This is a genomic window from Gloeotrichia echinulata CP02, from assembly GCA_038087035.1.
GTDB lineage: Bacteria > Cyanobacteriota > Cyanobacteriia > Cyanobacteriales > Nostocaceae > Gloeotrichia > Gloeotrichia echinulata.
Genome location: CP051187.1, coordinates 1,862,501 through 1,875,344, shown reverse-complemented (window position 1 = coordinate 1,875,344; position 12,844 = coordinate 1,862,501). Strand labels below are relative to the sequence as shown.

At 38.6% G+C, this 12,844-nt stretch carries 8 protein-coding genes (1 of these 8 only partly in view); 6 read left to right on the top strand and 2 right to left on the bottom strand.

Translation table 11 applies throughout. The features are described from left to right. Positions 1 to 2: 2 nt before the first annotated feature. The 5 genes from HEQ19_08325 to HEQ19_08305 all read left to right on the top strand — a co-directional run bounded on the left by HEQ19_08325 (position 3) and on the right by HEQ19_08305 (position 10,080). Positions 3 to 1,508, top strand: coding sequence for a thioester reductase domain-containing protein (locus HEQ19_08325; GenBank protein ID WYL99533.1), 1,506 nt, complete (start codon positions 3 to 5; stop codon positions 1,506 to 1,508). Between the two features lie 1,120 nt (positions 1,509 to 2,628). After that, complete coding sequence (locus tag HEQ19_08320) at positions 2,629 to 4,767, top strand: dynamin family protein (GenBank protein WYL99532.2); 2,139 nt, start codon at positions 2,629 to 2,631, stop codon at positions 4,765 to 4,767. A 31-nt stretch (positions 4,768 to 4,798) separates the two neighbouring features. Further along, the gene (locus tag HEQ19_08315) at positions 4,799 to 5,614 is read left to right on the top strand and encodes a hypothetical protein (protein ID WYL99531.1); all 816 of its coding nucleotides are present in this window, start codon (positions 4,799 to 4,801) and stop codon (positions 5,612 to 5,614) included. A gap of 17 nt (positions 5,615 to 5,631) precedes the next feature. Further along, complete coding sequence (locus HEQ19_08310) at positions 5,632 to 8,031, top strand: dynamin family protein (GenBank protein WYL99530.1); 2,400 nt, start codon at positions 5,632 to 5,634, stop codon at positions 8,029 to 8,031. Between the two features lie 42 nt (positions 8,032 to 8,073). Further along, positions 8,074 to 10,080 carry a dynamin family protein gene (locus tag HEQ19_08305; GenBank protein WYL99529.1) on the top strand — a complete coding sequence of 669 codons (2,007 nt, stop codon included), beginning with the start codon at positions 8,074 to 8,076 and terminating at the stop codon, positions 10,078 to 10,080. Between the two features lie 232 nt (positions 10,081 to 10,312). On the opposite strand, the gene hetI is transcribed toward HEQ19_08305, so the two are convergent. Further along, positions 10,313 to 11,023, bottom strand: coding sequence for a 4'-phosphopantetheinyl transferase HetI (gene hetI / locus HEQ19_08300; protein WYL99528.1), 711 nt, complete (start codon positions 11,021 to 11,023; stop codon positions 10,313 to 10,315). A 501-nt stretch (positions 11,024 to 11,524) separates the two neighbouring features. Further along, the gene (locus tag HEQ19_08295; GenBank protein ID WYL99527.1) at positions 11,525 to 12,595 is read right to left on the bottom strand and encodes an alpha/beta fold hydrolase; all 1,071 of its coding nucleotides are present in this window, start codon (positions 12,593 to 12,595) and stop codon (positions 11,525 to 11,527) included. A 154-nt stretch (positions 12,596 to 12,749) separates the two neighbouring features. On the opposite strand from HEQ19_08295, the gene HEQ19_08290 reads away from it, so the two are divergent. Then, positions 12,750 to 12,844: the start of a response regulator transcription factor gene (locus HEQ19_08290; protein ID WYL99526.1), read on the top strand. Its footprint extends 649 nt past the window's final position; only the first 95 of its 744 coding nucleotides appear in the window; it begins with the start codon at positions 12,750 to 12,752; its stop codon lies off the right edge, out of view.

Sequence of the window (12,844 nt, the reverse complement as noted above, 5' to 3'; positions counted from 1 at the left end):
AAATGACTCTAAAACATTATTATAGTGCCGCAGATATTCAAGTCTGGCTAGTATCTAATCTAGCTGAGTTAATTGGAGTTGAAAATCAAGAGATAGATATCGAAGAAAATTTAGAAAACTACGGTTTAGATTCAGCCCAAGCAATGGTTCTCGTGAGTAAATTAGAGAAATTGCTGGGATTTCAACCGTCTCCTCTTCTCTTGTGGCATTATCCAAATATTGCATCGCTTTCACAACGTTTAGCCGAAGAATTAGAAGAAAAGTCAGATGTACAAGATACAAAATCTGACCGTCAAACAAATTCTCAAGTCCTAGATTTAAGCGCCGAAGCTGTTCTTGACCCCACCATTCGTCCTGACGCCGCCTCTCAAGTTTTTGTAGGTACACCCCAGAATATCTTTTTAACTGGGGGCACAGGCTTTTTAGGAGCTTTTATTATTCGCGAACTACTACAGCATACCAACGCCGATATCTATTGTTTAGTGCGTGCTGCTGATGTTCAAGAAGGCAAAAGCAAGCTAGAAAAAAATCTGAAATCCTATGCAATTTGGGATGATAAATACAATTCCCGAATAGTGCCTATTATCGGTGATTTATCTCAACCACTATTGGGTATTGGTGCAGAACAATTTCAAATTCTAGCAGCCAATATTGACACCATTTATCACAGTGCAGCTTTGCTGAATTATGTTTTTCCCTATTCAGCACTCAAGACAGCCAATGTTTTAGGAACAGAAGAAGTTTTAAGATTGGCATGTAAAGTCAAAGTCAAGCCTGTGCATTACGTTTCTAGTGTCGCTGTTTTTGAATCAACAGCTTATGCTGGTAAGGTGGTCAAAGAACAGGATGATTTCAATCATTGGGAAGGAATTTTTCTAGGTTACTCCCAAACTAAATGGGTTGCCGAAAAGTTAGTTAAGATTGCCGGTGAAAGAGGTCTTCCTGTGACTATCCACAGACCACCATTAATTTCTGGAGATAGCACCACAGGTGTTTGTAACACCCATGATTTTATCAATTTGATGGTCAAAGGCTGTCTACAAATGGGAAGTTTTCCCGATGTAGAATATATGTTAGATATGTCTCCTGTAGACTATGTTAGCAAAGCCATTGTTTATCTATCGATGCAAAAAGAATCCATAGGTAAAGCCTTCCACTTGCAACATCCCCAACCTGTTCCTTTAAGCGGTTTAATTAACTGGATACAATCCTTCGGTTATCCAGTTGAGAAAATGCCTTATGAACAATGGCAAGCAGAATTAATCAATAATGTCTCTTCTGTAGACAATCCTTTATATACCCTGCGACCTTTCTTATTAGAACGCTGGTCTGATGAACAATTGACCATTCCAGATTTATACCTGCAATCCAGAAGACCCCATATTAGCTGTGAAGATACCCTTCAGGCTTTAGCAGGAAGTTCCATCGTTTGTCCGTCAATCGACACCCAATTATTGATGACTTACACCTCTTACTTAATTCAGACTGGTTTCTTAAGTGTTGCTTAATAAAATTGCTGGTTACTGAAAAAACGGAATAAAAAATAAAGAAATTAAAAAATATTTTTCTTCTTTATTTTTCAATCTGTAATCGGCAATACTGAATTACATCAGTTCAATTTATAGCTAAAAAAAGCAGTTACAGAGCAATTATATTGCTCTGTTTTGTTATGTTCGTCACAGTTGAATTTATCTTGATTGTGGCAAACTCAAAAACGGTGAATCCTGTAACAGGATAGCTATAAAATGTTTTCAGATATTTGATTTATGTCAAATTCTAATGCTACTTTATTTTATCCGAAGCGCATAAAACAAATCAGATTAATAAAACCTTGTCGATAGCCGTTAAACGAAATGGTGCAGCACCCATTGTTATCCCGTCTTATACTTTTAATACCAATGGAGTAGGTAATGGTGACTTTGCTTTTACTCTTACTGGTTTCGCTCCTGGAAAGAACGATTTACTCATCGAAATACAAAATTATGTTAATTTTCCTGGAGTAAACTTGTACTTTAACCAGAGTGGAAATACTCCAGCTGCTGCATATGGTATACCTTTCAATTGCCCAGCGCCGTAAGCAGATAAGCTCGTAATCCAAATGTACAGTGAGAAACAAAAAATCACTGTACATCTGTACAACAATTGATCGCTAACTAGAGGTTGAGCCGAGATAGCTGCGATTTCGGAAATAGAGGCTGGAAATGCTTGCCATACATAGGTTTGGTCATTTGCTACTTTATTTTACCCGACGCTGTTATAGGTAACGAAAAATCAAGGGTTTTCAGTTCTTATTTCCGCGCTAGCCCTTATCTCGGCTCAACCTCTAATCAATTCTTATCTTTCCCCTGCCTACTTGCTTCAACAGCAACTGATAAAAAGTATCATTGACTACAAAATTTGTAAGCGATCGCCCTTTGGGAAAAAGTTTGTGATCTACTGACCTTTTCCACAAAACACTAAGAATTTATAATGACTACAATGTAAAAAAATGTAAAAATAAGAAATACTGTAGATGTTATCCGGTATACTATAGTTATTAATTTACTTCAGTATACTGGAGTTATTACTGTACTGGAGTTGAGGCTAAATAATGCTCATTCTGGTATTAATTTCAAGGTAGGTGATGATATGACAGGGGCAAATGAATACACAAGTAAAATCGATCAGCATATTAAATTTGTAGAAAGAATCATTCAAAAACCCAGTATATCAGCCTCTGCTAGGCAAGAATTATCTAAACAGATAGAAAGGGTTAAAAAACGTCGTAACGACCCCAATCTTTATTTAGCCATCATTGGTGAATTTTCCAGTGGCAAAAGCACATTTGTTAATGCCCTGCTCCGAGATGATTTACTGAAAACTTCTGCCCTTGTAGCAACGGCGACTGCAACAAAAATAACCTATTCTAACAGCTTTGGTGCTGAAGCATTATTCAAAAATACAAGACCAAAACATTTTATTCAGAAATTTGAAGAAGAACCTAAAAAAGCTACCAGAAAAAATAAAGTTCCGTGGATTCTAAGTCTATTTATCTGGATGCCTTTAATGATTTGGCTATCGAGTATATCTTCTTGGCTTTTAGGCTTGCTCCTACTACCTGTAGTGATCCTCATTGCCACAATGATAAGTCATAGTTTAAAACATCAACCCTATACTGCCAAAGTTCCATCTCCTCCCAACAGATTAGTTACATCAAACGATGCTCTTGTAATTGGAATTTCGCCACAGCAATTTGTGCAAATGGTAACATCAGAAGAAGAACTGGCAAGGGCTTTAGATAATTTTACGATTTACCATCCAGCTAATTTTCTCAAGGGTGGAATTGTTATTATAGACACCCCTGGAACCAATGCTGGTAACGAAGAACATGGGAAGGTCACTCAAACAGTTGTGGAATATGAGGCTGATGTAGCCGTAATTGTTGTACCTGCTAATCAACCTGTCTCTGATACGCTTATTAATTTCCTTTCGGGACCACTTTATCAATACATCCATCGTTGTGTATTTATAGTTACTAAGATGGATAGTATTCGTCAAAAAGAGCAATCTAGGCTAATTGAAACCATCGAAAAAAGACTTAGATCAAATCTCAAAATAGACCATTTATTGTTGCTTGAGGCTGCACCGCAAGTAGTCATAGATATTTTCACTGGAGCAGAAGAAGTTGAAGAAAAACTTCGGCATTGGAATGATCAGTTTGTAGAACTAGAAAAAAAATTACGTGAATATTTAGAAAGTAATCGAGAAGTCGCAATAGCAGAAAGTATAAGCAGGTTACTAACACAATTTTTTCGTCTATCTGAATTAAATCTTAAAGAGCAACAAGAACAGTTTAAACACGAGCAGGAAGCAATTGAGCGTGAAGTAATTCGAGACTTACTGTCATTTACATCTGAGCAATATACAGAATGCTCGAAGATGATTTTAAATGCTACTTCTCAAACAAGACCTAAAGTGAATAAATTAGTTGCTAGTTGTAGAGAAAATACAATATCAAGCCTGCAAAGATTGATTTTTGATACAACAACTAAAGAAGAGCTAAAAACCGCACTAGAGAATAAAGTTTCTCCTATATTTGATAATGCTCGTTCCACTCTTGATCAAGAATTAAAGACTGCCACAAGCGAACTAAATCACTCTTTTCAGAATGTTAAAGTTCACTTCGATCAAAAGTTTTCCAAACAGTATCGAAATCTTCAGGCACTATCAACTAAAGCTAATTTAGATACGAAAGCAATAGCTAAAGATGCTATTCAAGTTAATACTTCCAATGTAATGTCTGTAGCCTCTGAGCTTAGTAAGACAGCAGGGAATACATCAAATAGAGATGTAGGTGCAGGAGCAGGAGTAGGAGCAGGAGCAGTAATAGGAACGATAATTCTCCCAGGCGTGGGAACATTTGTTGGAGCGGCGTTAGGTAGTTTATTCGGTGGTATTTTTGGTAGTTTTTTTGGTCCATCATTAAGTAAACTTCAAAATAGCTCTTGGAACGAGCTACAACCCAAAATTAATGATTATTTTTACTCAGCAGAAAAAGCAATAGAACAATCCTTAGAAAACTATTCTCAACAAATGATAAATACCCTCAACAGTCACATTGATACATACATTAACACTTATCAGAAAATCGTTAATATTATGCAGCATGAGCAAAATCAGAAAAAAGAACGTCTAAATAGGCTTCAACAAGATATTCAAGCTGACTTACTGGAAATTAATACCAGAATTCAGGCTCTTGAAGTATTTGCTAATTCTACTTTCAGGTAACTTTTAAATTTTAAAATATAAGTAAATAATCATGATTGACGATATATTGATAAGCTTTGAGGAATGGTTTATTGATGAATTTAACTCAGATGATATCCTATCTCCGGAAGAGATGGATATGCAGACCGAGTCCTTATTGCCATACTCTGATGAAGTAATACTTGATATTTCAGATAGTTCTGTTGAAAATATTTCTATAGAAGAATTATCTGCTTTTAATGTAGTTGATGTCTTTCATCAATTATTAGATTGGGTTATACCAGACAATCAATGGGATGTTCACGAGTTTGATGGATTTGGAAATCCAGTAGAAAACTCTCAATTCTGGCAACAACAAAGAGGTCAAAATTCCTGTGCTGTAGTTGCTCAGACTAGCATTTTTGAGTCCATTACAGGTGATTGTATCCCTGAAGAAAAAGCTTGTGATATTGCTCAAGAAAATGGATGGTTTGACCCAGAAATTGGAACTCATCCAAGTGATGTAGGTAAGCTATTAAACGAACTTGGTATTCCAACAGAACAAAAATATAATGCCAATCTTGAAGACATTGCAGATGCACTAGAAAAAGGTGATCGCGTAATTGTTGGTCTTGATGCAAACGAGATATGGAATCCAATGCGGGATGCTAATGGTGCGCCTATTGAGCAAACGAATGCAGGTCATGCTGTTTGGGTAACGGGTATAGATACACAAGCTGATGGTTCAGTAAAAATAATTCTTAATGATAGCGGAAATCCTAACGGCAAAATGGCATCTGTCGATGCTCTAGATTTTCTAAATGCTTGGGAAGATCATAGCAACTTCCTTGTGGTAGCCGACGCACCTGAGCAAACTATTTCAGCTTAAAACAGAGGAAACATAACATGAATGTTGATAGAAATTTACTCAGACAATTGTCTACAGAAACTACCATCCAACAAAATGGTATCGCTTCATTACCTAGAGGTATCCATCGCCTCTCTGATTTGAGAGATTGGGTTACTTTTGAGACAGTTGCACTAGCTCCCATCCCAGTACAAAGACTTGATGAATGGGGAATTATTTCTCTGCTGACTGTCCCTAAAAACAGTAAGGATAAAACTGAGGGATATGCAACACCTTGGGCAGTTGTGGAATGGTCTTTAGCAACAATGCAAGTTGTCAAAAAGCTTGATTTGCGACTAATCAAAGCAAATAATCCTCTATGGCAACCCCAAGTAATTAGTACTCAACCTGCTGATACTTCTGTAAATTTGACTCCCCCAATACGTACCCTTCGTGAAAATACTTTATTTTCAGTTATAGATAATTTTTGTAGCAGTATAAGCAAAAGTAAAGAAGATTTTCTTAACTTAGCAAAGTATTATTCTGGGCTTTTACCAAAAGAGTTTTATCTGTACTATCACGATTTAGTTCCTGAAAGTAAAGAATGGTTGCTTCCTAATGTACCAGCTATTTCTCTAGAAGTTGTAAATAGCAAAGAAGAAAATATTTCATTAGACAAATTAAAGCTTCAAGTACCAGAAACACCAATTAAAGTTCCTAGTGATTTAACAGATAGGTTAGACAATTGGTTTAAGCAATGTACTGTTATTACTAGTTCCCTCTCTTCTGAAAACCAGGAGTTAGGAAAGCGTATGTCCTTGTTGCTGACAGCTATTGATAAAAGACGAATACTACCAGGATTTCGTCTTGCATTTGTTGGGGAATTTAGTCGAGGAAAAAGTTATTTGATTAATCGTTTATTAGATAGAAATATTTTACCTGAAGGTATACTACCCACTACAGCCACGCTCACCTCGATTGTGGCTGGTTCAGAAGAACAGATGGAAGTGAGAGTAGGGGGGAAAGTAGATATTCGACCTCTAGAAGAAGGATCGTGGGAGGAACTGTTAGCAACTGATCAAGCTGGTTCTGACAAAGAAGTGTTTGCAGGTGTACGTATTAGTTTGAACCATGAGTGGTTGCGATCGCTAGATACAGAAATTATTGATACTCCTGGTGCAGGTGATTTGAGCGATAGACGAGCCAACATGGTTTCCGACTTATTAAATCAATGTGATGCTGCGGTTTTACTTGTTAGTGCAACCTCTCCGTTTAGCATGACGGAAGCAGCTTTTCTAGAACAAGAAGTAATAGGTCGCCATGTTCCTCGTATTATAGTCGCAGTCTCTAAATTGGATATGATTCCTCCAGAGGAAAGAGCGAAGGTAATGCAAAATATTTGCCATCGAATTACTAATGTTGCCAGCAATATTCCTGTACTTTCGACATATCCCATTGAAGAATCACAGCAAGAAGCAGATACCTTGGCAAGCATTATCTCTGAAATTGAATCTTTAGTAGCTCAAGGTGAACGTCGCGTATGGCGTAGTCACCAAGTATGCAAACAACTTGGTGACTGGTTAAGTCAGGTGATAGAGATAACCCAAGGGGCTATTTCTACTATGCGTATGAATGTAGAGGAAATTAAATCCTCTTTACGCCAAGCTGAGAACGAAATAGAAAAAGCAGACATTACTTGGGACAATCTACGGCTGGAATTAGATAAAAGAAGGTTGCGACGGGCTAAAGAAATACGTCAGCAAGTTATCACAAACGAGAAAGAATTAATTGAAAACTTAGAATTTGAAATTCAAAGAACTCAAGATTTAAAACTGTGGTGGGAACGCGATTTACCTTTTCGCCTCAGGCGTGAATTAACAATTTTAAGTCGCAAAGTTGAAAGCTTTTTATTGAAATTCTTAACCCAAGATGTTGAATGGTTACAAAATGAGGTAACAACTCTTTTTAATACAACTGTCAAGCAGCAAGTTTTTAGACCGCAGCAAGGTGTAGAAATTGAGTTTGAACTCGAAAACCGAGATATAAATGATGTGCAAAAATATCGCTTATTTACCAGAATTGGTAGCACTGCGGCAATGATTTGTGGGTCAATTTTGGGTGGTCCAATTGGAATAGCTGCCAGTACGGGGGTGCTAATTTTTAGCGAACAGTATCTCAAGAAAGAGTTAGATACACAAAGACAAGTTTTGTCAGATGAGCTAAAACGTGTAGTTGACGCTTCTATTGATGAATATTGTCAGCAAGTTTCAGAACGCCTGCGTCGGCTATATCAAATCATTATAGAAGATATAGAAAGTGAGCAGGCAGCTTGGAAATTTGCGAAAAAAGCAGCTCTCAATATTGATAAAGTCAATACCCACAATGAAGAAAATTGGCAACATATTCTTGAACAAACTTTAACTTTGAGGCAAGAAATAGATTCTGCTTTGCCAATTTAAATAATTAATTTAAATAATATCAACATCATGGAGTATCAAAATATGCCAGAAACAAATAATTATCAAGGCTATGAAGAATTTAAGCAAAAAAACAATACTCTTGCTAGTTTGATTGAACGTCAAATCTATATTGTGCAATCGCTCAATAAACCCGACCAAGAAACAAATCTCAAATCTTTGAAGGATTTGGTAAATTCCAGTAGCTTTAAAGTCATGATACTTGGAGAGTTCAAGCGAGGCAAAAGTACTTTTATTAATGCCTTATTAGGCGAAGAAATTTTGCCAGCATACTCTACACCTTGTACTGCAATTATTAACGAAGTGAAATGGAGTGACACCAAAAGAGCTTTACTGCATTTTAATAAATCTGACGGTAAACCAGCACAGGAAACTCTTGATGTACCGATAGATGAAATTGAAAAATATGTAGTTATCCAAGATGATGCTGACCAAAGTCAAGCAATCAACGAAAGTCCCTACGAAAAGCTAGAACTTTTCTGGCCTCTTCAACTTTGTGAAAATGGTGTTGAAATTATTGACTCTCCTGGTTTGAACGAACACAAAACCCGTCAGCAAGTCACGGAGAGTTATCTAGTTAAAGTAGATGCTATTCTTCTTGTGCTTTCATGCGAACAGCTATTTGCTAAATCTGAACAAGAAGTAGTTGATAACAAGCTAAGACCAATGGGTCATGAGGATATTTTCTTCATTTGTAATCGTATCAATATGATTCGCAAAAATGAAGTCGATAAAGTCAAACAATTTGCTATTTCTAAGTTATCTAACCGAACTCGACTAGGCTCCGAACGTATATTCTTTATCAATGCATTAGGAGCGCTAGATGGGAAACTTGAGAATGATGCTGAGGCACTACAAAATTCAGGTGTACCGCGATTAGAAATTGAACTTCAGAAATTTTTAACAAATGAGAGAGGTCGAGTAAAAATTCTTCGTCCTGCTCAAGAACTAAAAAATTCTATTCGAGAAGTCAGGAAAAGTATTCCCGAACAAAGGAGTATGCTTCAGACAGATGTGGCAGAATTAGAAAAACGCCATGCCGCAGCACAAGAGCCATTAAAACTTCTAGAGGAAAAACGCCGTAGTATCATCAAAAAATTGGAAAACTCGATTGAAGATACTAAAGAGCAAGTAAGTTATAAAACTAAGGATTTTTGTCGGGAGTTAATTCCTAAAATCAAAACTATAACCCAGGAGTATAAACTTGAGAATAAGGTTAAGTTATTGTTTACCGACCCTAGACCAAGTATAGAGGCTGCTATTAAGGAAATTAGTAGCTACTTAGAAAGTCAGGTAGAAGCAGAATTTTCCAATTGGCAACGTTCAGAACTTGAACCATTACTGAAAATTAGAATGGAGGGTATTAAAAAATCTCTTGATGATGAAGCTACTGAATTTATAAAAAAGGTAGATAATCTTCGCTTAGAACTTTCTGGAGTTTCTATTTCAAAGGTAAATGTATCAAAAGAAGATATTGGTGTTAGAAATGTTTCTGCGGTAGAAAGGCTTCTTTCGGCAGGAGGTGCCTTATTAATGGGAGGAGTAGGAGGAATTGGTTCAGCTACTATCGGAGCAACATTTGGCTATCAAGAAATGTTGAAAACTTTAATCCCACAACTTGTAATTGGAATTGTGAGTTTTTTGTTTTTAGGGTTAAATCCTCTGACTTTAGTCCCAACACTTATAGGTGCTGTAATTCAGGGCAAATTAATGGAAGGGGGACTCAGTAACAAAATAAAAGAGGAGGTAAGCAAGAAATTCTCAGAAGAACTGAGTAAATCAACGGCTGATATTGTTGAGAAGGTTGGTAAGGGTGTTTCCGCAGAACTTAGTAAGGTTAAAGATATTCTAAATGATGGATTAGGGGCAGAAATTAAAAATATTCGACAACAGGCTAACAATGCACTAGTTGAGAAACAAAAAGGTCAGGCAGAAGTTGATAAAAGACTAAAGCAGTTAGACATATTAGCTCAAAACGTGAATAGTATTGACCAGGAATTAGATGATTTAATATCTCAGGTTGCTATGTAATTGTAGTTATTGGGGAGAATGTACCAGGCATCACCGTGCCAAAACGAGAGCGAAAAAACCAGGTTGAGGTTGAGCCGAGATAGCTGCGATTTCGGAAATAGAGGCTGGAAATGCTTACCATACATAGGTTTGGTCATTTGCTACTTTATTTTACCCGACGCTGTTATAGGTAACGAAAAATCAAGGGTTTTCAGTTCTTATTTCCGCGCTAGCCCTTATCTCGGCTCAACCTCTAATACTCCCAACACTTCAGACCCCAACCTAACCCCGCCACCGCCACCGCAGCAAGATAATTATCAGCAGGAACTAACTCTTGAAGACGCCAATCATCCGATGTCTGCAACTTGGCTGCTTCTGTCAGACTCAGTAACACTTCAACTTCCTCCAACTGAGCAATTCCCTCGCCTGTAGCCTTTAAATAAGCCTCCTTGCAAGTCCAATAGCGGAAAAACACCTGTTGCTGTAGGTGAGGAGCAAGCGATCGCACTACATCATATTCTCTAGGTAAAAAGAACCGTTTAGCCAGGGCTTCCAAGTCAGACATGGGGCGGATGTATTCTAAATCTATGCCAATTTGGCGATAACTCACCCCACACAACCCTAAACCCACAGAGTGCGACAAATTAAACCATAGCCCACTATCAGCAAATTTAGCAGCTAACACTGGCTTACCACGGACTTGATAATCAAACTGCACTTCACCCGCAGTAATACCCAAGTAACGAGCCAATATATTTCTGAGAATACCACGACCAGCGATGAAACGCTGCCGATGTTCCTGAAAATAGAATCGTTGAGCGCGAGCCAGTTCATCGCCAGAAAGGGTTGCGGTGAAATCTTGCAACTTTGCTTCCGGTACATCAAGGTCAATTCGCCAGACATGGACTTCATCTGGCGACAAAGTTAAATTTGCTGGTGCCAATAGCCAATTAACATCAATCATAGGAATACGCGGGATGCGGGAAACTCAGCGTCTTCAGACCGCTCGTGGTCAGCGGCACGAGCGACTTCAGTCGCAGTGGTATTTGTGTTAAAATTAGATCGTGAGTAAGAACAAAAAACATCTACGTGTTGAAGCATCCTAGTATCGGAGAAATCCCGGCTCCTATGAAACAACGGTTAGGTTTAAGTCCTGGCGCAGTATGACAGGAAAGAGCAAATAAAGGCTTGTTGCGGAGCGTACCGCGTCTTGGCTTAGTGATGGATTCACCAAAGCATTGGAAAAAATAAAAGTAGCTAGAAACCTAAGCTTGACTTAGAGTGACTAGGTAGACGGCGTTTGACGGTCGTAGCGAGAGTTTTACTCTGTCTGTAGAATCTCAGTGTCTTTAGACCTGAGAGTGTCAATTAGTCAGGGAGTGGGAGAGTAGTGAAAAATTGGACTCTTTGCGCCACCCTTCGGGTTCCGCCTTAGCGGTACTGCGCCTCTGCGTGAGACAAATTCCTATTTTGATTCCCATTCCCCCATTCCCCCAATCCACTGTAAAACCCGATTCCAAGCCCACCAAGGGTCAGGGTCTTGTGCATCGCGCTGACCCTCTTTGCTGCTCAAATAGCCAATATGACCTCCATGACGGGTGAGCAACAAATCTATCGCCGGATTGCTAGTACAGGCAGTTTGCAAATCTGGTACAATGTCTGGATGAAAAAATGGGTCATCGGCGGCATATATAATCAAGGTGGGCTTTGAGATTTGGGGCAGTAGTGGTAAAGCGCTACTTGCTTTGTAATAGGCTTCTACGGAGGGAAAGCCCAATTGACCAATTACCAGTTCATTGTCAAAAGCCCAGATACTATTTGCCCGTTTAATCGCTTCTGGGTCAATGCTTCCAGGATGAGCATCATGTATTCGCCATGCAAGTTTTTTCAGCTTCTTTGCCATTCCGGCTTCCAAATATCTGCCGAAGGGGTCTTTAACTAAATAAGAGAGCGATCGCCATGAATCCAGACTTGGACAAATTACTGCACTACCGCCAATGTCGCTGTATTTGATCCCTAAATCCTCATTATCCTTAGTTAGTTCCGCCGCCGCTTTCATTCCCCAAAGCGCCAATTGTCCCCCCAAAGAAAACCCTGTAAACCAAAATTTCCCCGGACAGCCCATTGATGCAGCCGCTGCAGCAATGCGGACAAAATCTTCTCCCTCGTACAAGCCATCGGAAGTCAAAGTCGGCGACAACTCAGCTGTTTTACCGTGGGCACGCCAATCAAATAACACGACAGCGTATCCTTGGGCATATGCTTTACGTCCCAGGAGTCTCAAAAACCACTCTTTGCCGAGTTCTCCTGTAATGCCATAAGTACCTACAATCGTACTATGAGCGTTTTTTGGTATGGCAACCCAACTATAAACTGGTACCCCTTGCCCACCAGTTAAGACTATTTTCTGATATGGGGGTTCTGGGTCTTGGGTGGTGCTTTCCCAGTAAGTTCTTCCCCATAAAGAGGTGTAGACAGTCATTGCCGCGCCATTCTGTAACAAGCGAGGCGGTTTATAAGTAGGATAACAGATCATATAAAGAATTTCGTCTAATTAAGCGCTAATGTTACAATTCTTTCATTTTAAGGTTTATGTTAGATTTAAAATCTTTTTTATAATCAAGACAGCAATCTTTGTATCTACCAAAGGTTCTTAATTATCCTTAATAAGTAGTCATAATTTTTTAAGAATGCCCAGGATTCTTGTCATAGACGATGACCCAGCAATTTCAGAACTCGTTGCCGTCAACTTGGAAATGGCTGGCTACGATGTGAGTCAAGCGGA

Bases quoted from the DNA above. Each gene is read 5' to 3' on its own strand.
- HEQ19_08325 (WYL99533.1), top strand. From the start codon at position 3: ATGACTCTAAAACATTATTATAGTGCCGCAGATATTCAAGTCTGGCTA.
- HEQ19_08320 (WYL99532.2), top strand. From the start codon at position 2,629: ATGACAGGGGCAAATGAATACACAAGTAAAATCGATCAGCATATTAAA.
- HEQ19_08315 (WYL99531.1), top strand. From the start codon at position 4,799: ATGATTGACGATATATTGATAAGCTTTGAGGAATGGTTTATTGATGAA.
- HEQ19_08310 (WYL99530.1), top strand. From the start codon at position 5,632: ATGAATGTTGATAGAAATTTACTCAGACAATTGTCTACAGAAACTACC.
- HEQ19_08305 (WYL99529.1), top strand. From the start codon at position 8,074: ATGCCAGAAACAAATAATTATCAAGGCTATGAAGAATTTAAGCAAAAA.
- hetI (WYL99528.1), bottom strand. From the start codon at position 11,023: ATGATTGATGTTAATTGGCTATTGGCACCAGCAAATTTAACTTTGTCG.
- HEQ19_08295 (WYL99527.1), bottom strand. From the start codon at position 12,595: ATGATCTGTTATCCTACTTATAAACCGCCTCGCTTGTTACAGAATGGC.